This window comes from Maribacter aurantiacus (assembly GCF_005780245.1).
In the GTDB taxonomy this organism is placed as follows: domain Bacteria; phylum Bacteroidota; class Bacteroidia; order Flavobacteriales; family Flavobacteriaceae; genus Maribacter; species Maribacter flavus.
This window is the reverse complement of sequence record NZ_VBUK01000001.1, coordinates 927,031-948,827: the sequence shown is the minus strand read 5'-3', so window position 1 is coordinate 948,827 and position 21,797 is coordinate 927,031. Positions and strand designations below refer to the sequence as shown.

Below are 21,797 nucleotides of genomic sequence, written 5' to 3'. Positions count from 1 at the left end.
GCTTAATTTACATCGCCCATCCATTTTTTGATAAAGGGTCCGGCTACCAAGAAAATAATTCCGGCCCCAACGGAAACCCAAACGACGTTCAAGAAAATATTGGGCATTTCAAGGACATTTTCAGGATCAAAATTGCCACCTATCAATCCGGCGATCAAATTGCCCAGGGCCGCCCCAACAAACCAAATTCCCATCATTTGGCCCAAGTATTTGGCCGGGGACAACTTGCTTGTAGCACTCAGACCAACGGGACTAATGGTCAACTCTCCAATGGAGTGCAGAAAATAGGTGAGAATTAAAGCGAACATTCCAGCCTTGGTACCACTTGCCGCAACATTGGCGGCACCAACCATCACCCAGAAACCGGCACCTAATAAAATAAGTCCAACAGCGAACTTTAATGGCGTTCTTATATTTATATTCCTTGCTGCCAGTTTTACCCATAATGCCCCTATGATGGGTGCAAAAATTATTATAAAGGCGGAGTTCACGGATTGCAACATCCCCGCTGGCATTTCCCAACCTCCTATAAACCTGTCGGTAAAGTCCCTAGCGAACAAATTCAAAGAAGAAGCCGCCTGTTCAAAACCGGACCAAAATATAGCTATCCCTACAAAAAGTATAAAAATAACCCCCACCTGTTTCTTCTCGATAGTGTTCAAACCCCCATTGAACAAAATGTTTATGAAGTAACCCATGGTTATCAAAACGATGATTAGACCAAGTGCCTGTGCAATGCCCGTAGCTGTTGTCACATCAATATAACCTAAGAACTGCAACAGAAAAAGGGAAATCAAGACTATCGCAATAATTAAAATGGATATTGAGGTATTGGAGGATGTTTTTTCTACTCCTGCAGATTTGACTTTGGGTTCAACGCCAATGTCGGCCAAATACTTTGGGGAGTATACCTTAAAGGCAATCAATCCAAACAACATACCAACAGCGGCAAGTCCAAAGCCAAGATGCCAGTTATACTCTGCCAATAATGGCACAAAAATCTGACCTAAGAAAGAACCCAAGTTTATTCCCATATAGAATATGGAAAATCCTGCGTCCCTTTTTGCACCACTGTCCTTTGAGTATAATTCCCCAACCAACGTACTGATATTTCCTTTCAACAACCCGGTTCCCAAAGCTACAAAGGCCAATCCCGTAAAAAATATTATGGGAGAACCTGGGATGGCCAAAATTAGATGGCCAATCATGATCAGGACACCGCCATAGAAAACGGCTTTTCGTTGCCCGAAAATGTTATCGGCCAACCATCCACCGGGTAAGGTCATCAAATAAACAGATGCGGTATAAAGGCCGTATACCGCGCCCGCAGTTTCTGTGGTCAACCCCAAACCTTCATATGCTACGTCCGTAGTCATAAAAAGTATCAAAATGGCACGCATACCATAATAGCTGAAACGTTCCCACATTTCTGCGGTAAAAAGTACATACAATCCTTTTGGATGTTTGAAGCTATCATTGCTGGGTTTTGAAGTAATATCCATAGTTCTTGGTTTGGTTTATGGGTTGCTTATAAATGTTGCTTTACAAAATTGGTCATCTTGTTGAATAAATGGATTCTGGTATTACCACCATAAATACCGTGGTTCTTATCTGGATAAATCGCCCATTCAAATTGTTTGTTGGCCTGCACCAGCGCTTCTATCATCCGCATGGTATTCTGAACATGAACATTGTCATCGCCAGAACCATGTATCAACAAGAAATCCCCTTTTAAAAGTTCAGGATAATTAAAGGGCGAGTTGTCGTCATATCCACTAGGGTTTTCCGCTGGGGTCCTCATAAAACGCTCTGTATAGATGGTATCATAGAAACGCCAGGAAGTCACTGGTGCAACGGCAATGGCCATTTCGAAGGTTTCATTTCCCTTAAGCAGGGAATTGGTTGCCATGTGACCGCCAAAACTCCACCCCCAAATACCCGTTCTTGCTGCATCTATATAAGGCCTTTCACTTAATTTTTTGGCTGCTGCAATCTGATCTTCGGTTTCGTACTTTACCAAATTCAAATACGTGGTCTTTTTAAAATCCCTTCCCTTGAATCCGGTACCTCGGCCGTCCACACAGGCAACAATATAACCTTCTGCAACCAGCACCTGATGCCAATAATCCCTGGCACTATACCATGTATTGCTCACACTTTGGGAGCCGGGACCGCTATATTGGTACATCAACAAGGGATATTTTTTGGAAGCATCAAAATCCTGCGGCTTGATTATGTACATATTCAAATCGTTACCATTGATATTGATGGTGGAAAACTCCCGTGGGTTTAAAACATAGCCTTCCATCTTTTCCAAAAGCACGGTATTATCCTTAATGTGCTTAAGTTTTTTGCCCGTTAAGGCCTTGTGCAGGGTGTAGACGGGAGGTGTGGTAGCGTTGGAGAACGTGTTGATGAAGTAACTGAAGTCCGCACTAAAGGATGCACTATTGGTCCCGTCGTCAATAGCCAAATCCCGCTTATTTTTCCCATTGCTCTCCACACTGTAAACGCCCCTGTTTATAGCCCCATTTTCGGTGGATTGATAATATACCTTGTCCTCATTTTGATCGTAGCCATAGTAACGGGTAACTTCCCATTGGCCTTTGGTGATTTGGTTCATCAGTTCACCATCGGAATTGTACAAATAAATATGGTTCCAACCGTCCTTCTCGCTCGTCCAAATAAAACTGTCATCGGCCAAAAAAGTAAGGTCGTCCGTAATATCTACGTAGGCCTCATCCGTTTCCTGTAACAGTAATCGAACCGCTTTCGTATTGGCGTTTACCTCATGCAAGCGCAGATTGTTTTGATGCCTGTTAATGGTCTGCACACTCAAATAGTTGGGATTGTTCATCCATTTTATTCGAGGGATATAATAAGGATTCCCTAGATCAACCTCGGAAATTATTCCACTGGCAACATCCAACAAATAAAGGCTCACGATAGCATTGTCCTCGCCGGCCTTTGGATACTTGAACACGTTTTGGGAAGGGTATTTTTCTGTACCGTATAGGTCCATGGAAAATTCCGGCACCTTGGTTTCGTCAAACCTTAAAAAAGCGATCTTGGTCCCGTTACTGTTCCATGCAAAGGCACGCACGAAGGCAAATTCCTCCTCATAGACCCAATCCGTTATACCATTGATAATTTCATTCTTTTTGCCGTCCTTGGTAATTTGTTGGGTGTTCCCTGTCGTCAGGTCCATCACATACAGGTTGTTATCCCTAACATAGGCCACCTTTTCACCGTTGGGCGACAAGGCAGGTTCCTGAATTTTCATTTCACTGATCTTTACCAGCTCCTTGGTTTTGATATCAAGGACATAGAAAACCCCCAATGTGGACCTTCTAAAAATCGATTCCACTTCCGTGGCCAATAACACCTTTGACTCGTCATTGCTGAATTCATAGGATGAAAAGTAGGGGACACCGTCCAAAGCATCCGAGGAAACGATGGTTTCAACTTTTTCCAAGGTTTTATAATCGTATTTGTCTATTGTAGAAACCTTTCTGGCAGGGTCAAAGTTCAGCACGGTATATTGTCTGCCATTATTCATGGAGCGAAGCACATCAAGACCTTGGGTACTAAAGGTCCCGGAGTAAATTTCGGCTACCGTGATTTTTTTTTGTTGGGCGATAACAGCCGATTGAAAACCGATCAAGAAAAGTACCAGCACGTAAAATTTTCGCATGAAATAATGAAATATGTTAAATTCTCCAAGTTTACCACTAATTCTCTAAAAAACCTCAGAATCCATTCAAAAAGACCTGATTTTTAACGATGCTTTCACGTTGGTTTGCATTAGGTCCATTATGATTATCTTTACCCTAGAAACTACCGTTTCACGGCCTGGTTTAAACTAAAAAAGTTACCCGATTTACCCAAGAAACCCTAGAGAATGAAGAAGCCCATTGCAGGTTTTTCCAAGCTATCCAAATCAGAAAAAATCGAATGGATCGCCGCCAACTATACCCAAAATCCCAAAGAATCAAAAAAAATCCTAGAATCCTACTGGAATTCGGATTCGCAGTTGCAGCAACTCCATGACGAGTTTATAGAAAATACCATTAGTAATTTTTATATGCCGATGGGCATTGCCCCAAATTTCTTGATCAACGATAGGCTTTACGCCATTCCCATGGCCATTGAGGAAAGCTCCGTAGTTGCCGCCGCCAGTAAGGCGGCCAAATTTTGGGAGGGCCGGGGAGGTTTTAGGACCACCGTCTTGGGTACGGAAAAAGTGGGCCAGGTACATTTCATGTACCAAGGGAATGCGTCCAAACTATTGGATTTCTTCAAAAATATTAAACCAACGTTGTTGTCCGAAGCAGAACATTTGACCCAGAGCATGCAAAAGCGAGGAGGCGGAATCAAGGACATTGTTCTAAAGGACAAAACTAGTGAGCTCCTAAATTACTATCAACTGCATTGTACGTTTGAGACCCAAGATGCAATGGGCGCGAACTTTATCAATAGTTGTTTGGAACAGTTTGCCGAAACACTTAAAAAAGAGGCTTTGGCACATCCCGATTTTTCGGAGCAGGAAAAACAGTTGGAGGTCGTGATGAGCATTTTGTCCAACTATGTGCCCAATTGCCTGGTAAAGGCCGAAGTGCGTTGTCCCATTGACCAATTGGACCTTACCCAGGATATATCGCCCAGGGATTTCGCCGAAAAAATGGTGCGTGCCGTGGAAATTGCCAAAGTTGAGCCGTACAGGGCCGTAACCCATAATAAGGGTATCATGAATGGAATCGATGCCGTTGTATTGGCCACGGGAAACGATTTTAGGGCCATTGAGGCCGGCGCGCATGCCTATGCCGCCAAGGACGGAACTTACAGCAGCTTGACGCATGCCAGAATCGAGGGTGATGTATTCTCTTTCTGGATAGAGATTCCCTTGGCAGTGGGCACCGTTGGCGGACTCACAAAGCTGCATCCTTTGGTGAAACTCAATCTGGAGATACTACAGCAACCTTCGGCGGTAGAGTTAATGCAGATCATGGCCGTGGCGGGTCTTGCACAGAACTTTGCGGCGGTAAGCTCCTTGGTTACCACCGGGATTCAAAAAGGTCATATGAAAATGCATTTGATGAATATCCTGAACCAACATAACGCGACCGACAAAGAAAAAGAAGCCATCTTAGCTCATTTCAAAACCCATACGGTAACCCATAGGGGTGTTTTGAACGCCCTTGAAAACCTACGAAAATAGATGACCGAGTTTTACAGCAACGGAAAATTGTTGCTTACTGGCGAGTATGCCATTTTGGATGGTGCAAACGGACTTGCAATACCCACCAAATTTGGTCAATATTTATCCGTAAAAAACGCGACTACGGGACAAATCAACTGGCAAAGCCTGACAGACAAAAACACCCCATGGTTTACGGCGGACCTATCCTCAAAAAATTTCAGCCTTCTCGCCACCTCCGACGTACAATCTGCCGAGAGATTAATCACTATTTTAAGAGAAACCAAAGCTTTGAATTCTTCCTTTTTGGATGCTAGCAACGGCGTTTATGTCGACACGAAATTGACCTTCCCCAAAGATTGGGGCCTGGGATCCTCATCTACCCTCATCAATAACATTTCCCAATGGGCACAAGTGGATCCCTATAAACTTCTGGAAGCTACTTTTGGCGGCAGTGGATACGATATTGCTTGTGCCCAGAACGACACTCCCATCGTTTATCATAAAATGGGGAGCGATCCTAAAGTAGAAAAGGTAAATTTTGACCCAATTTTTAAAGACCGGCTTTTCTTTATTTATTTAAACAAGAAACAAAATAGCAGGGATGCTATTAAGGCTTATCGTCAATTAAATATTGATAAAAATGAGCTTATTGCCCAAATAAACGGTCTTACCACTCAACTTATAGCAGCGAAAGATCTTGGAACATTTGAAACTGTAATAAATAGGCATGAGCATTTACTTTCCAAAACATTAAAAGTCGAAACGATTAAAAACCAACTTTTTCCCGACTATCAAGGCTGTATCAAAAGCCTGGGAGCTTGGGGCGGGGATTTTATTTTGGCAACCGGAACTATGGACGATATGCAATATTTCCGCCAAAAGGGATACGATACCATACTACCCTATTCCAGCATGGTATTATAAAAAAAGCCCTCCAAGTGGAAGGCTTTCAATTTTATAGATACGAACTATTAATAAAAGGTAGCTCTTTTATCCTCAATTTCAGAGGACTCCTTTAGGGCATTGTACACATCAGAATTCACCCTATTGGCCGAATTGGTCTTTAAGGTATTCGCATATGTAGCGTAGTTGTCCAATTTAGGGGCCTCGGTTTTCTTGGTTACCTCAATTTTAAAAATACCTGTGTTCCCTTCCAAAAGACCTGAAGTTTCGCCTTCTTTCATTCCGTAGGCAGTACCCACGATTACCGGTTCGCTACCCGCACCAGGAATGGTAGGCGACTTTACGGTTAGGGCACTTGCCGTTGAAACCGTTGTATTGTTGTCCGAAGCAATGGCATTCATGTCCTTACCTTGGTTAGCGGCCATAATTTGCGCTGCTTTTCTTTCCTTTCTAATAATAGGAAGTACGGTGGCCGAGGCATCCTCGGCACTCATTAGTCCTTCTTTGTATATAGCCGTTAATTGTACTATGGCATAACCATCGTTGATATTGAATCGCTTGATGTCACCAACTTCGGTATCTTCATTAAAGGCCCACTGAACAATAGCTCTTTGGGCACCCAAACCTGGAAGGTTCTCGTCCAGTTGTTTTATTTTGTTTACGGGACGAACCAAATACTCGCTTTTCTGTGCTATTTCGGAGAATGCGCTTTCATCGGCAATTGTTTCCATTTCAAACTTGGTGGCATCGGTAAACAATTTATTTGTCGTTTCTTCGGATGCCGTTACCTCTCTGGACAAGGTGGCGATTTGAACCAAATCTTCCTTATCATCGACTTTTATTACATGGAAACCAAAATCGGTCTCCACCATCCCAATAGTTCCAACGTCATTCCCAAAGGCAAAATCGTTGAAAGCGGGCACCATGGTTCCTTGTTGGAAATATCCCAAATCACCACCGTTGGGTGCAGATGGGCCATCAGAGTTATCCCTAGCCAATTCAGCGAATACCACTCCAGATTTTTTTGCCTCTGCCAATAAACGCGTTGCTTCCTTTTCTGCCTCTTCCTTGGTTCTGGTAACTTCTGGATTGGCTCTTGTGGCACCTTCATAGGCAATCAAAATATGGCTGGCCTTGACGGAGCCATTGGGCCTTCTACCCATCATTTTGGAAACCTTATAGGAACCGGCATCTTTGTAAGGCCCGTAAATCTCACCCACATTTATAGCAAATAAGGTATCGGCCACACTGGAAGGTAGGTTCTTTTTCGCTTTATAAATAGTATCGAATTTGATATCGGAATTCCTATCAAGGAAAGCTTCCATATCCTGCGTATTTCGAAAGCCAGCAATGGTATCGTTTCTATCGGTCTGCGCATTGTACTCCACTGTGTCATCCAACAACTTGGTAATCGCTTCCTTCACGGCCAAATCATCCGCATCCGATGGTTTTTCACTAAAATAAACAAATTGGATATCACGGGCAGGGTCCTGTTTAAAATCATCCTTATGTTCGTTCACATAGGCCGAAATCTCGCTCTTGGTTACCGTTATAGTACTGTCCGGAATTGAGGAATACGGAACCCTCACATACCGAATATCCATTTTCTCGTTGGCCAATTTATAATCCAGTTCCCCTTCCTTTAAAGTAGCGCCCACACCTGCCTTGATAAGGTCAAAGTATGTTTGCTCCTTTGCCATTTGAACGATTTCCTTTTCGGTCTGTAACCAAAAATCGTACTGGGCCGGGTTGTTGTTCTTCCAATCCAATACCGTGGAGCGGAACCTGTTAGGGTCAAAAACCCCGTTCTCGTTCTGGAACTCGGGATTTTGGGCGTATCCGGTAGTTCTTAAAAAATCTACGATTTGGTCCTGCTCGATGCCGATTCCCAAATCCTCAAATTGTTCTTCCAAAATGCTCCTTCTTACCTCTTGATCCCAGACCTGGTTCATTGTCTGCATGGAAGAAACCGTTGGTCCCATTCTTTGGGAAGCCGTTTCCACCTTCTGCCTGAACTCGTCTATGGATATTTCCTTCCCATTGATCTCGGCTACGGACGAACCTATTTTACCTCCGGCCCCAAAATTACTACTTGTGAATACCCCAGAAATCACAAAGGCGAATAGTGCCAGACCTATAATCAGTATCAATACCGTGGTACGCTTTCTAATGTTTTCTAAAACTGCCATCCTATCGAATCAAAAAGTTAAAATCAGTTGGCGAAATTACCATTTTTAATTGAAATAATAAAAACTAAAATGGCACGTAAAATATGGTTGCTTCGGCTCCCAATATTTTGATTTCCACCACTTGGAATATCCGAGTAAATCTGTTAATCCTCCTTTAAAAGTTCCAGGGAAACCAAATCTATTTTGGTGTTTGAAACCTCCAAAACGATGAACTTAAAATGATCAATCGTTATTTCCGAATCCTTTTCAGGAATTTCCCCAACTTGATGCACCAAAAGACCTCCCAAGGTCTCAAACTCATCACCAATGGGCAGTTCCAGTTTGTAGTTTTCGTTGATGTAATCCACTTCCAATCGAGCCGAGAACAAATAGTTTCGTTCGTCGATTTGTTCCTCCTTCAGGTCGGTGGTATCATGCTCGTCCTCAATTTCCCCAAAAAGCTCCTCTACAATGTCCTCTACGGTCATTAGACCGGAAGTCCCTCCATACTCGTCCAAAACAACAGCTATACTTTTCCGCTTTTTAATCAGCACATTTAATATATCCTGAATGAGCATGGTTTCTGGAACAAATTCCACAGGAAGCAGTATACTCTTAATGGTCTTGGGCTTTTTGAATAGTTCATAGGAATGTACATAACCTATGACATTGTCAATAGTATCCTTGAAAACCAATATTTTGGAATAGCCGGTTTCCGTAAACAACTTGGCAAGATTTTTAGGCGTTTCATGTATTTCCACAGCGGTAATTTCAGTTCTGGGAACCATGACCTCACGGGCCTTGACCTCTGCAAACTCCAACGCATTTTGAAAAATTTGGATTTCGGAATCCACCTCATCGGCCTCTTCAACCGTTTCCATTTGTTCCGTAATATAATCCCCCAGTTCCAATTTGGTAAATGCCAATTGGACCTCGTCTCCAGAGGTACGAAAGATGTATTTCAAAATGAAATCCGAAACATAGATGACAAAATCCGATACCAAACTAAATGCCAAATAAAACAGATAAGCAGGAATGGCAAGTAACTTCAATAAACTGTTCGCATAGATTTGAAACAGTACTTTGGGGAGAAACTCGGCCGTAATCAAAATAACCAAAGTTGAGATGATGGTTTGGGTCAATAGACTGAAATCCGTCAAAAAGACCCTAACGATTTCATTTTCAGGATGCATACCCAAAAACCAGTTCATAAGCACTTCACCCATAAAAAGACCATACACCACTAGGGCTATATTGTTACCAATTAGCATGGTCGCAATAAACTTGGAAGGCCTTTTGGTGAGCCTTGTCAATACCTTGGCGAGAAATCCAGCCTGCTTTTTCTCAATTTCAATATGGATTTTGTTCGCGGATACAAAAGCGATTTCCATTCCAGAGAAAAAAGCTGAAAAAAGTAAGGAAAGTACAATAATTACGATACTACTGTCCACCGCTATTTTTGATTATCCTTTGAGCGCTGCTCGAATTTTTTGCGATAATTTCTTCGGAATAGAAACATCCCTATGGAAACGACAGCAAAAAAAATGAAAATGTAGGCCATACTTCTATCTGTATTCCAATCCGTATAAACCCTGTAGATCGAAAAAACAGCTACCAAAATGTATAAGTATTCCGTATAACGTAAAATCTTAATCATCCTTTTCTTCTTTAATCAACATTAGACCGTAGGTTTTATGGGCGTTCAAGAAGGTGAGGTCCTTTTTTATGTCCATCCCCTCGCCGTCCATAACGGTACCATCCTCCGGATTTGTAAACTTAAACTTTTCCTGGGTAAAAGCCCACTCGTTTTCTTGGTCGTAGTACAACTGTGGGGCTTCCAACATTTTACCATCATGGCCCTTGATCACCACGTTTCCCTGAAGATCAATGACGTCCGTTGCCGTGAAATAAATACCTTGATCGGCCTGTATGGTCGTCCTTTCATTCCTCTCATTGAATATCTCCACCAAAACCCCTTCAGGAAAGGTCTGGTGTGGAAATTTCAAATTGTCAAAGTCATTGCGAAGAGGCCCGGAAATTACGGCCAACACCTTAGAACTCCCTGTATCCTCAGCACTCAGGTTTTCTGGAATTTCCGTATAGGTCAACACAAAATTCTTTGCGACACCCTGCGGAAAAATTTCCTTCTTGGCTTCTTCGCCAACCCGTTTGTAATTATCCTTGCATGAAAAAAAAAGCATTGCCATGGAAACCATGGCAATGCCCTTAAATATATCTACAAAATGTATTGTCATTTTATAATGAAGGTACCTTTACACTTCCTCCTACCCAACAAGAGAAAGATACCGATTGTCCTGCCATCCCGGCACTGAAAATCATCTCCTTGGTTGGTGCTTTTGCGTTGTAACTAGCCGCAGCCTGGCCGGCCCTTCCACTTAACGCAGGGTCTACCCTACCAGCCTGTCTTGCCATATCAGCTGCCTTCCAATAGATGGCACGCTTTTCAAATGGGGTGTTCCCACATTCGTTGGCACTACCAGCATACAAGCTTGCAATCAACAAATAAGCTCTACCGTTCGCCGGATTGGCATCAATTGCCTTTTGGGCGTAACTTCTTGCAGTGGATCTACTTGATTTAGTATAACTAGTCGCAATTTTGTAAGCGATATTCGACTTCTTTTTAGCATCCGTTTCCAGTTCCAATGCTTTGTTGTAATCCGCTACAGCACCATTGGTATCGCCACTTGACTTTTTCAAGGAACCTAAATATACATAGGTATCCGCTGATGGTGCGAGTTGTGCTTGTACCTCCACCAATTTTTTAAACATCGGGTCTTCCGTACATTCCTTATTATACATTCTTCCCACTGCAGCTTTTACCCACTTCACGTCACCTTTCTTTTCCTCAAAACTCTTTTCGTATAGGGGAATTAGGTTTTCACAATCTGCCAATTTTCCTAATTTAGAATCGATGCTCCCGGCAATTTTACCGTAGTTTTCTGAGTAGGAATTGTAAACTTTAAGAGACCTTTGCTCCTTTGAGGTCAACGTACCGGCCTCTTCCTTTGGAAGTAACTTAGCAATGTTATCCGTAAGCTTTTCGTTCTCCTCATCGATTTTTGCAGTTACGTCATCATATACGTCAAAAACCTCTTGAAGTTCCTTTTTACCTGCTTCGTGCAAATCCACTAAACTTGAGAAGTATAGATACAAAGCTTTTGGGTTGGTGAAATTCTCCCTATCCTTGCTGAAAGCTTCAGACAACATGCTGTACATTTTGGAATCGTCGGCCATTTTGTTATCATACATTACCATTGCCTTATCCACCATAGTTTCTCCAGGACTGGTCTTTGAGGAAAAGTGGACAAGCTTGTTGTCATAAAGCCCCATAAGCTCATTGATATACCCTTCCTTTTCAGCTCCGGTAGATTTTTCAATTTTATCGTTCAGGATGCGCTCACCATAGACATAGATCGCATTGTTCAACTGAGGACAGGTCTCATATGTCTTTTTCCATGGCTCATAAGCCGCATCATAATTTTTAACTTTTGCATGCTCTGAAAATATAGACAGGTTCGTCATACATTCAGGGTTTTGCGCCTGTGCATTACTTACTCCCATCATCCCAAGGAACACAATTGCCGCGAAGTAAAGTTTAGTTTTCATCGTTCTAATTTTAAAAGTGGTTAATGTACTAAAAATTTATCAATTAATCTTTCGTTTTTGGAACCATCGATCGTTTAAAGAAAGGCCTACATTGACCTTAAAGTAACTCTCCTCTATCAAATTCGCCCTGGTGGTTCCCCTTCTGCCCAGCTCAAAACCAACATTGAGATTGGAGAAACTTCGTCCCAATGGTAACCCTAATCCAAAAGTTATGCCAAAATTATTTATATCCACATCGTTTACCACCATTCCGGTCTTGTCCAAACGCACGCCTGCTCGATAGGTAATTCTTTTTAAGTAGCTATCAAAAGACCTTGCATCAGGTGTTATAAAACCACCCAAGGCCAAGGAACTGGCGTCGTTGTATTCGATATTATTAGTTCCTAAAAAAGGATTTTCAAAGGAACCCAACCCCTGAAAACTATATTCTGCACCTAAAAACCATTTAAAATCCATTCCATAACCCAACCCTAAAGTAGTGGTAGTAGGAATCTTAAATTCCGTATTTCTGAGGTTGATTGCCTCCAGATCAACCTCTAAGTTCTCGATATTGGTGCCGCTGGCGACTGAGAACGAACCGATATTCCTATTGTTCCTTGAAACCAAATTTCCTTGGGTATTTACCCTAACGGAAGTATGTAAGGTATGATTCTCATTGATCTGTGGGGTATACAAGAGGGCATAATTAAAATCAAACCCGTTTATTTGGGAGGACCTTCTATCAAAAGTACCAAACTGCACACCCTCGACTTGTTGGAGCCTTTCATTGGACAAAGTGCCATAATTATAGTTTATGGTCACACCCAGGCTAAGATCCTTTATAATTTGATAGCCCACGGAATAATACACCTTAGTTAAATCCCCTTCCCCGCTGAAGATGTTTGTCAATGCTTGACCACTGCTGGAAGTTTCATCCACAAAATTATAGCCAACCGAAGAATAGGGCATAATCCCAAATCCCATTCCAAGACCTTTTCCCAGACTAAAACCTAAAGATAGATAGTCCAACGTGGTCAGGGAGCTACTCTGTTCTTCCTCAAAACTTTTGAGCCGCACCTGTTTGTTGGAAATCCCGGCCGTATACGTCACCAGACCCACTTTATCCATTACGTCCAGGCCTAATTCTCCATAGGCCGCAGGGTTCTGTAAATTTAGATGAATACTATCCGCATAGACCCCAATATGACCCATCATTTGGTTTTCAACCGTTGCCGAAGTCCTTAAGTCACCAATACCGAAAAACGAATAGGGAGAAACCGTACCATTTTGAGCATACATGCCCGCGGAGGCCATGCACACTATTGCAATTACAATTTTCTTGATCATCTAGTGCTTATTGTATTCCAGCAAATAATTAAGTCCCTTTAGCAGGAATTTGGAATCCGCAAAGATGGTATTTTTTAGTCTTTTAGACAAAAAATGACTATCACCCCCTGTTAAAATAACTGTTAAATCTTTAAAACGGGTTGCATATTGATCGATTATTCCGTCCAATTCGGCACAAACACCATTGACGACACCGCTGTGCATACTGCTGTTGGTGGTATTTCCTATTAAATCCAGTGGTGCCTCCATAGGAAGCAGCGGCAATGCCAAAGTCTGTTGGTGCATGGCCTTGTAGCGCATTTCCAGTCCTGGGGAGATGGCCCCTCCAAGGTATTCGTCAAAATCGTTCACCATATCATAGGTGATACAGGTACCGGCATCTATCACTAGCGTATTTTTATGGGGCGCATGATAAAAAGCGGCCGTTACCAGGGCAATTCTATCGATTCCCAACGTTTGGGGCGTGGCGTAACTGTTCTTAAATGGGACTTTGGATTCATGGGAAAGCACATGTACCTTACAGAACAAGGTCAGAACGGTAATGTAGGTTTTATCGGTGGCACCTACGGATGCATAGATGGCCCTTTCTATGCCCGGGTAACGCTTAAAAAGTTTTTTGACCCTGGCCGTAAACTCCTCCAGTTTAAACCGTTCGTCAAAAATCAAGGTATTTTTGTCAAATACGGCAAACTTCACGAAGGTATTCCCTATGTCAACGACTAGATTCATGGTGTAAATTTATAGAATGGCTTTTGCATTGAAACAATTGTAACCTATTTTATCTTTGGCAGGAGCCATAAAAATCCCATGATCAAAAGAAAACCCATAAAAAACCAAATGGTAGGAATGCTGTGGGGCAGGAATTTTTCCTTTTGGTCCGTAACCGTAGAATCAAAGAATCCCTTGTTCCGTTTTAGGGTATTTTGGGCGGTCAAGGAATTCCAGTTTCCCGCCTCCATAACATAAAAATTTTGGGACGCCTCACTATCCAGTTCCGATGCCAATTCATGCCAACCCTTTTCCTTAGGATAGACCCTTCCTTGCCATTCATCATGAACCACAGTGTTTTTTAATAATGGAACCCGATACTGATTTTCTAAGGTCACTACCGGGATTTCTTCCGATGTAAAAAACGAAAAATCGTAAGGTTCGTCAATAAATGCCCAGTTGGATTCCGACCGAAATGCGCCCGTATTCTGGGTTTGCTTCCGAAGTCCGTTGATCAAGGATGTCCAAATTTCCCTGTATTCTGCCTGCTTACCGTCCAGCAGCAATTCATACGTATTCTTCAAAGAAGTGGTCCCGATAATCCCTTGGCCCAATCGTTTGGAATATCCGTAATTTCCGATGGCCATTTCCGTCAGTCCTGTGGCCGGGAAGCGTATCGGATATTTTTCCATCAATGGTTCTGCCCCAACCGCTACGTTAAGGGTGTTTTCAGTATCGGGCTGCACTTCAAATGCTCCCAGTTTGTTTTCGACTTGAAACCGATTTCCCGTTTGTTGCACAAAAACTCCGAGTCCGTACTGCTGTATCGCTTCGGTCAGAACGGTCCTTTCCGAATTGGAAAGCATGTTTAATGAAACATCGTCAAAAACAATCAGATCCAAAGCCGATAGGTTTTCAGAATTCAAGGAATACACAGGTTGCCTTTCCGTATTGAAATATTCATACTTGTACTTCTGTTTGGTCAGTTTCGTCTTTACGATGACCCGATGCCCCTCTTCGGCTAAAAAATTCTTCAAATACTTGGTTTCAAAAGAGGGGAATTCATTGACCATTAAAACTGTCAAAGGCGTTTTCGCGTCCACAATTACCGGTAACGGTTCTGTCTTAGAAACAGTACCGGAACCATCCTTGCTCTGTACGAAAAATAGGAACTTTCCGGGTGCCTTTAGGTTGGTCCTTAATCTAAATTGATGTTCTTGATTATGGGAAAAAACAATCGAATCCAATGGGCTTCCACCGGGCCCTTGAAGTACCAATTTGCTTTGATTGACTGGGTTATTATAAATTCCCTCTACCACTAGGTCTGCTCCCAAAATGGCCTTTTGGTTATATTTCAACTGTACGATTCCCTCGGAAATAGCTTCCGGAATAAATGAGACGGAACTTTGCTTAAACTGCCAAAGATCGTAATCCCGGACTCCATGTCCCACAATCAGCAAACTTTCAATGGAATCCAATGTGGAAGAAAGGTCCATTCCTGGTGCATACTCCAGAACGGAAATCCTTCCGTTGCTTTTTTTTAGACTGTCCAAGGTTTCCGCTTGGTATCCATTGGTCAAAAGAACGGCCTCCTTCCTGACCTTTTGTAGGTACGTTGGTTTCAGAACCAACAAGGCCAAACAAAGAATGGCAAAGAACCCAAGGAATGTCTGTAGATAGAATCGCCTATCCGCCGTTCCGGTCCAGGCCTTCCAAATGAAAACGGCGAACAACAGGAGTCCGGTCAGCACAACGGCCAACATCCAATTTTTATTTTCAAAAGCAAGGTTACTCAACATTCAAGGATTCTATAAACAGATGGTTCAGCTCGTTTTGATAACGCCCACTGGAATTGGGCAGCAATTGCTTTTTGGGCAAAGCCCGATATAAGCCTTGTAACGCGTTTTTTATTTGCTGCGAGTCTATGTTTTCCGATTCCGATAACCATTTGACGGTCTGCAGGGTTTCCAGATATTTTCCCGGTTCCTCAATGGCCTTCCGCGCCAGTTCGTTGCCCGCTTGATGGAACAGGTCTCGATCGGCTTTGGTGATTTTTAAATCGGCATCCAACAAAATTTCTAAACGTGCCACCGCCCTTCGCATGTTTTCGTAATCGTCTTCCTTCTCCAAGGTTTCCTTCTTGGAATAGTTCCCAATCTCCTTCAGGTCGCCCGTCAAACGCTTGTCCTCTTTGATGGGCGGGGGATCAAACCCGATTCTGTGTACATAAATCCGTGCACTGTTCTTAATATCCTGAATCAATTTTAGGGCCTTGTACTGGTAGGGCAAGGATTTTTCCGGTTGAAAAAGTCGCAAATACAATTCGGCATCCCACATCTCCGCCATGGCCTGCTTCAATTTACTTTTTAGGGATTGGGCGAAGAGCGTGGAGGCTTCCGGATCTTCATGATTATGGACATACGCCTCCAGCGGATTTTCGGCCTCCCCTACATTACCATCTTCTTCGTGGTGGTGGTCTTCGTGCTCATCGGCCACCAAATTGTGCTCATTGGAACCATCATGGTCATGGGTATATTCCGCCAACGGATCTTCCGCTGCAGCTTCAACTTCGGTAACGACTACCGGGCCGCCCTCGCTTTCGTCGCCCATAAATTCACCGTATTTAATGCGCAGTGCCTTTTGGTCAAAGCCCAGCTCGTTGCTCCTAAAGTTGAACTCCTTGGTTTCTATGACCGGTGTCTCCGCAATCAACTTTTCCGTATCGATGATCAATTGGCGTTGGCTCCTAAAATAATCCGGCATTAGGTCGGCACCCAACGTTCCTTCCACCGCAAATTGATTGGTTACGGTATCCTTTATGACGGAAAAGTAAGTTTCCGTTCTTGAAATATTGGGTCTGGGCTGTTTGTTATCAATAGCCTCTACATAAAAATAGAGTTCATCTCCCGGTTCCATCTTCAGCTCCCTTAAATTAAGGGTCTTGCTAAAATCCTGACGTTTTGTTCCCGGACTCAGTTCTGTATCGAAGCCCAAGCGTTCCTCCCTAAATTTGACGGACTCCCCGCTTCCCTTGCTTACCGTGGCTATAATGGCGACATCGGCAAGCCCAAAATCATCCTTTAATTGGGTGGTGAACGTCAGTTTTTGGGGGTCTTCAAAGTCAAAAGAGCTGAACTGCGACAAACCTTCCATTTCAATAATGGGCGGTTCATCCTTATAGGTCTCCAAGGCGAACAAATCGGACACGTAGGAATTGCCCAAGGAATCCTCAAATTTGATGGCATAAAAATTGGCATAATCAGCCACCAGCGATTTTGAAAAGGAATCTTTGGTACCGTCCATCTGGAGCGAATCTGCACCCATTTGCAATTGGACCCCGTTGACCGATTGGTCAAAGGCAATGTTCCAGGATATATGGGAACCTTCCAGGACCCGCAGGTTCATTTGGGTGGTGTATGCATCGGGTTTTTGGGTGTACTTTGGGTAGCTGATGCGGATTTCCTGTCTGCTTATTTTTGGAGGAAGGATTTCGAGATTCGTTGTATCCAGTGCCTGAAAGGTCACCACATCGGCCTCCGGAATATTTTCAGTAGTGCGGTCCAACTGAAAAACTCCCGATGCATGTATCAACCACGCTAACAAAACAACAAACAGGGAAACACCGGCAGTAGGTACTAGGGCATGTTCGATTCGTATGTCACTTTGATGGTTCTTAAGGCTTTCACTGGCCCTTGCCCGTTGGATTTTGGAAAGCAGCGGCAATTGGTTTTCATTTTCCAGAATCAGGCCCGTACTGTGTTCCATGGGAGGTATGGTTTCGTCTACCTGGAAACAGATTTGGGCCATGGTAAACTTCCAAGGTCTAACAAACCATAGACCGACTAACAACGAAATCAAAAAGACCATTACTGCCACCCAAAAAGAGGAAAAAAGTAAATAAGCGCTCCCCCCAAGAGCCAACGCTACCAGCAATGGCTCCGCACTTTTCAACAAGCGCCATTTGAGCAAAGCCCCATGTAAAATATCCTGCGCCTCCTTCATTGCTTTCTTGTTTTTGAGAGTATTCGCTCTGCCACGAGCACTAAAAAAACGGCCAGCCAGATCCATGGAGAAATATCCAAGGTACTGACCTTCAGTTTAGATTTTGAGGTGGCTACATTTGGGATAAATTCCGTCTCGGGCAATACACGTTGGTCTTTTTTTATCAAATTATCTTCCATGGTGCGGTTGAACAACAGCAATTTTACCAGAGAATTTGTGAGGTTTTTCGTGATGGCATTTTCTATATTCAATCGTTCGGTCAAATGAAAAAGATTTTTGGACTCGGCAGGTTCTATGAGGGAATTGGCCAAAGAATCGGGTACCATCGCAAGGGTAATCTTACTGATATCGGGGACGTTGCCATCCTTTAACCAGACCAATACATCCAACGGTTTTCCTTCTTTAAATTCGGTATCGGCGTCCATCGTCTTTATATTGATTTTTTGCATCCCATACGTGCTTATGGCTTTTAAGGCCGATGTAACATACCGCATTTCCCTTTCATAACTTTCATCGAATGCTACGGTCACGTGCAGGGTATCGTTCTGTAAAATAGGGGTTCTGGACGTTTTCCCCGATGCGTTCCATACCAGGTTATCCGAAGTTAGCGAGACAACGCTTGCATCATTTTTGGGGAGCACCTTTACCTGTAAATCGGTTATTTGGGAAGAACTCTTTGCTTTGAATAGCATTATAGAATCCCCGATAATTTTTGCACCAACCGGCTCAACAACATCCGATTCATTTTCAACAATAATCCAATGCACATTTGGGTCCACCGCAGGTCTCCGGCCTTTTATTCCTTGAATTAGACCCTTTGTAAAGACCACGATACTATCCGAAAGTATTTCAGGTAACCGTTGCGCAAGCTGCCAATAGGTAGGTACGGTACCACGGTCAACCTCAGCTTCCAAATCGGGAAAACCAGTGGCAAACCATCGCATATCGTTTTGGGGAAGGGAATCCGCAAAGGCTATGAAAGCCTCATTGGACGCCAAGGAAGGCTCTATAAGATAGGTCAGGGCAGCCTTTTGTACTTTGGTCTTCCACCGTGGTTCTGCCAAATACAGAATAATAAGGCCTAATAAAAGCATCCTGAGGAACAACAGGAACACTTCGTGCAACCTGATTTTTCGGGACTGTTTGGTGTCGGATTCCTTTAGGAATTTCACACTTCCTACCTTCACCGTTTTTACATCCCCCTTGTTCAACAAGTGGATGAGCAAGGGAACGGTCAAGGAAAAAAGGGCCCAAAGATATGTAGGTTGCAAAAATGTCATTTATCTCAACGCCATCCGTTTTTTTAAAAATAATTGCAAGGCCTCTTCCATCGTATTATGAAGACGGAACAGTTCATAGCTGATGTTCTTGGAAAGGAAGTCATTCTTTAGTTCCTCCAGATTCGTTTCCATCAATTTCAGATATTCCTTTCTGGCATTTTTTGCCTCCACCTTCACCTTTTTTCCCGTTTCCAGGTCTTCAAATACCAGGGCTCCTGAATAATTGAACTCCAATTCATTTTCTCCCAAAACATGCAAGACGACCACCTCATTTCTAGAGGTTTTTAGATTTTGGATCCAACGGGTAAGTTCGGTACCCGCTTCGTGCATATCGGTAATGACGAACAATAGTTCCTTCTGGGTACGCTGGTGTATCTTTTCCAGATCGTTCAGATTTTTGGGCCACTCCCCACCCACTTTGATTCCGATCAGTTCATGCAAAATGCGATTATAATGCTTATTATGTGCTGCAGGATATACACTTCGCAATCCGGAACTATTAAGTGCATACAGTCCCACCATATCCCCTTGGTTGTGTGACAGATAGGCCAAGGAAGCCACCAATACCTTTACAAAATCGATTTTCTGTAGCCCAGCTTCCTCGTGTAGCATGGAGGCACTGCTATCTACAATGAACTTTACGTTTACCTGGGTATCAATGTCCGATTCCTTGATGTAATACCTTCCGGAACGGGCCAACATTTTCCAATCCAACAGCCGCATATCATCCCCGGGTTGATAGCCCCTGTACTGGCTAAATTCCTGGCCAGGGCCTACCCGCCTACTCTGGTGCGACCCGGATAAAAATCCGTCCACGATCGCACGTGCAATGAGTGCCAAGCCAGATACACTGTTGATGATCTGCGGTTGAAAAAGTTCCTTGTAGTCCGTTTTCAAAGGGCAGTTATTTTACGTTCAACTTACTTTTTTCCAATAATTCCTTGGTAACGGCGTCCGAATCGATTCCTTCGGCCTCTGCCCTAAAGTTCACGATGACCCGGTGCCTCAATACGGGGAAGGCGACATGTTTTAGGTCTTCCAGAGTGACCGAAAAACGACCTTCCTGCAAGGCCCTCGCCTTGGCGGTCAAAATCATGGCCTGCCCTGCCCGGGGTCCCGCTCCCCAACCTACCCATTGTTTTACAAAGTCGGAATTGGAGGTTTCCGGGCGGGTGGCCCGTACCAAATCGCTTACATAGCCAATTAGGTCATCGCTGACATATACCTCGCGTACTAGTTCCTGCAAACGGATGATTTCCGGTCCACTGATGATTTTTTCCACCTTGGGTCTGTGGGTCCCGGTCGTATTCCTTAAAATGGTTTCCTCTTCGGATGCGGTTGGATACCCAATTTTGATATAAAAAAGGAAACGGTCCTGCTGCGCCTCAGGAAGGGGAAACGTACCCGATTGTTCAATAGGGTTCTGGGTGGCCAAAATGAAAAAGGGTCGGTCCATTTCATAGGTCTTCCCAGAATAGGTGACCTCAAATTCCTGCATGGCCTCCAACAAGGCGGCCTGGGTCTTTGGTGGTGTTCTGTTGATTTCATCGGCCAAAACGATGTTGGCAAAAATGGGTCCCTTATTGAACTTGAAGAATTTTTTGCCCGTGCTATGGTCCTCCTCTAAAATTTCGGTTCCCACAATATCCGAGGGCATCAAATCCGGCGTAAATTGAATCCTATTGAACTTGAGGTCTATCGCTTGTGAAATGGTCTTGATCAGCAAGGTCTTGGCGAGTCCGGGCACCCCTTCCAAAAGGGCATGGCCGCCTGCGAGAAAAGTAATGAGCATGTGCTCAATGGTTTCTTCCTGGCCCACAATGACTTTTCCGATTTCTTTTTTTAGTAAGGGTAATTTATCCGTCAATTGTTTTATATCCTGCTCCGCGGCCACTAATTGTTTGTCCATGTATTCTAAATTCTGCTTAAGATGTTAATGCGTACATGACGATATTTACGCCAAATCTTGTATTATCATTTTTATACCACCGTTTGTTTCTAAAATCATAATCCCATTCACAACCATAGTCCTTGTTACTGTACAATACCCCGATCCTTCCTTTGATTTCGATCGCCTTTAGGTATTCATGTACCAAGTCGTCGCCCCATCCGTTCAATTCCTGAGAGGTGGTGGGCGGTCCATCCTCAAAATCGAAAAATATCGTGTAGAGTTCATGATCATTGGGCAATTTCACCAAGGCTTCGTTCCCGAACAACTCCCCCATTTGCCGTTCGAAGGATTTTGCAAAAAGTCCGTCGATATCGTGGTTACAATCGTCCACGAAAACGAATCCGCCGTTATCCACATATTTTTTAAAGTTTTCCCCTTCCTTTTTGGAGAATTGTACCAATTTATGTCCGGATAGGTAACAAAACGGACATTTAAAAATATCGTCACTGGCCAAGGGAACAATGTTTTCCACCGTATTCACCTGGAGGGTGGTATACTCTACCAAGGAGTTGAGCAGATTGGAAGGCATACGTTGGTCCACGTCCCAATCGCCGGACTCATATTGTAATCGGGTAAAGAAAAACTCGTTGCTCAACGGTATTCAAAAGTTTTTTAAATTTTAAATTACAGTG

At 43.4% G+C, this 21,797-nt stretch carries 16 protein-coding genes; 2 read left to right on the top strand and 14 right to left on the bottom strand.

The annotated features are described in order from the left end of the window. Positions 1 to 2: 2 nt before the first annotated feature. Together FEK29_RS04025 and FEK29_RS04020 are read right to left on the bottom strand one after the other, a co-directional pair. A complete protein-coding gene (locus tag FEK29_RS04025; protein ID WP_138257089.1) occupies positions 3 to 1,502 on the bottom strand; it encodes a peptide MFS transporter in 1,500 nt (499 codons plus the stop codon). Between the two features lie 26 nt (positions 1,503 to 1,528). Beyond that, entirely contained in the window at positions 1,529 to 3,694 is a 2,166-nt protein-coding gene (locus tag FEK29_RS04020; protein ID WP_138257088.1) for a S9 family peptidase, read from the bottom strand. 207 nt (positions 3,695 to 3,901) lie between these two features. Between FEK29_RS04020 and FEK29_RS04015 the strand changes: the two genes are divergently transcribed. Both FEK29_RS04015 and FEK29_RS04010 read left to right on the top strand, forming a co-directional pair. Then, the gene (locus tag FEK29_RS04015; protein ID WP_138257087.1) at positions 3,902 to 5,218 is read left to right on the top strand and encodes a hydroxymethylglutaryl-CoA reductase, degradative; all 1,317 of its coding nucleotides are present in this window, start codon (positions 3,902 to 3,904) and stop codon (positions 5,216 to 5,218) included. Beyond that, entirely contained in the window at positions 5,219 to 6,124 is a 906-nt protein-coding gene (locus FEK29_RS04010) for a GYDIA family GHMP kinase (RefSeq protein WP_138257086.1), read from the top strand. A gap of 47 nt (positions 6,125 to 6,171) precedes the next feature. Here FEK29_RS04010 and FEK29_RS04005 read toward each other — a convergent pair whose 3' ends face one another. The 12 genes from FEK29_RS04005 to FEK29_RS03945 form a co-directional block, all read right to left on the bottom strand. Further along, the gene (locus tag FEK29_RS04005; RefSeq protein WP_138257085.1) at positions 6,172 to 8,292 is read right to left on the bottom strand and encodes a peptidylprolyl isomerase; all 2,121 of its coding nucleotides are present in this window, start codon (positions 8,290 to 8,292) and stop codon (positions 6,172 to 6,174) included. A gap of 143 nt (positions 8,293 to 8,435) precedes the next feature. Then, on the bottom strand, positions 8,436 to 9,722 hold the full coding sequence (locus FEK29_RS04000; RefSeq protein ID WP_138257084.1) for a hemolysin family protein: 1,287 nt from the start codon (positions 9,720 to 9,722) through the stop codon (positions 8,436 to 8,438). A gap of 198 nt (positions 9,723 to 9,920) precedes the next feature. Continuing rightward, positions 9,921 to 10,526 carry an LPS export ABC transporter periplasmic protein LptC gene (gene lptC / locus FEK29_RS03990; protein WP_240042657.1) on the bottom strand — a complete coding sequence of 202 codons (606 nt, stop codon included), beginning with the start codon at positions 10,524 to 10,526 and terminating at the stop codon, positions 9,921 to 9,923. A gap of 1 nt (position 10,527) precedes the next feature. Beyond that, entirely contained in the window at positions 10,528 to 11,898 is a 1,371-nt protein-coding gene (locus tag FEK29_RS03985) for a tetratricopeptide repeat protein (RefSeq protein WP_138257082.1), read from the bottom strand. 39 nt (positions 11,899 to 11,937) lie between these two features. Beyond that, complete coding sequence (locus FEK29_RS03980) at positions 11,938 to 13,224, bottom strand: porin family protein (RefSeq protein WP_138257081.1); 1,287 nt, start codon at positions 13,222 to 13,224, stop codon at positions 11,938 to 11,940. Beyond that, on the bottom strand, positions 13,225 to 13,953 hold the full coding sequence (locus tag FEK29_RS03975) for a type III pantothenate kinase (RefSeq protein WP_138257080.1): 729 nt from the start codon (positions 13,951 to 13,953) through the stop codon (positions 13,225 to 13,227). 44 nt (positions 13,954 to 13,997) lie between these two features. Further along, positions 13,998 to 15,731 (bottom strand): hypothetical protein, encoded by a 1,734-nt coding sequence (locus FEK29_RS03970; RefSeq protein WP_138257079.1) that lies wholly within the window; start codon positions 15,729 to 15,731, stop codon positions 13,998 to 14,000. Next, the gene (locus tag FEK29_RS03965; protein WP_138257078.1) at positions 15,721 to 17,934 is read right to left on the bottom strand and encodes an NfeD family protein; all 2,214 of its coding nucleotides are present in this window, start codon (positions 17,932 to 17,934) and stop codon (positions 15,721 to 15,723) included. Before FEK29_RS03965 ends, FEK29_RS03970 begins: the two co-directional genes overlap by 11 nt. Then, complete coding sequence (locus FEK29_RS03960) at positions 17,931 to 19,205, bottom strand: BatA domain-containing protein (protein WP_161595307.1); 1,275 nt, start codon at positions 19,203 to 19,205, stop codon at positions 17,931 to 17,933. Before FEK29_RS03960 ends, FEK29_RS03965 begins: the two co-directional genes overlap by 4 nt. Positions 19,206 to 19,214: 9 nt before the next feature. After that, the gene (locus FEK29_RS03955) at positions 19,215 to 20,111 is read right to left on the bottom strand and encodes a DUF58 domain-containing protein (protein ID WP_138257076.1); all 897 of its coding nucleotides are present in this window, start codon (positions 20,109 to 20,111) and stop codon (positions 19,215 to 19,217) included. A gap of 7 nt (positions 20,112 to 20,118) precedes the next feature. Then, entirely contained in the window at positions 20,119 to 21,123 is a 1,005-nt protein-coding gene (locus FEK29_RS03950; RefSeq protein ID WP_138257075.1) for an AAA family ATPase, read from the bottom strand. A gap of 16 nt (positions 21,124 to 21,139) precedes the next feature. Continuing rightward, entirely contained in the window at positions 21,140 to 21,760 is a 621-nt protein-coding gene (locus FEK29_RS03945; RefSeq protein WP_138257074.1) for a DUF4159 domain-containing protein, read from the bottom strand. Positions 21,761 to 21,797 lie beyond the last annotated feature (37 nt).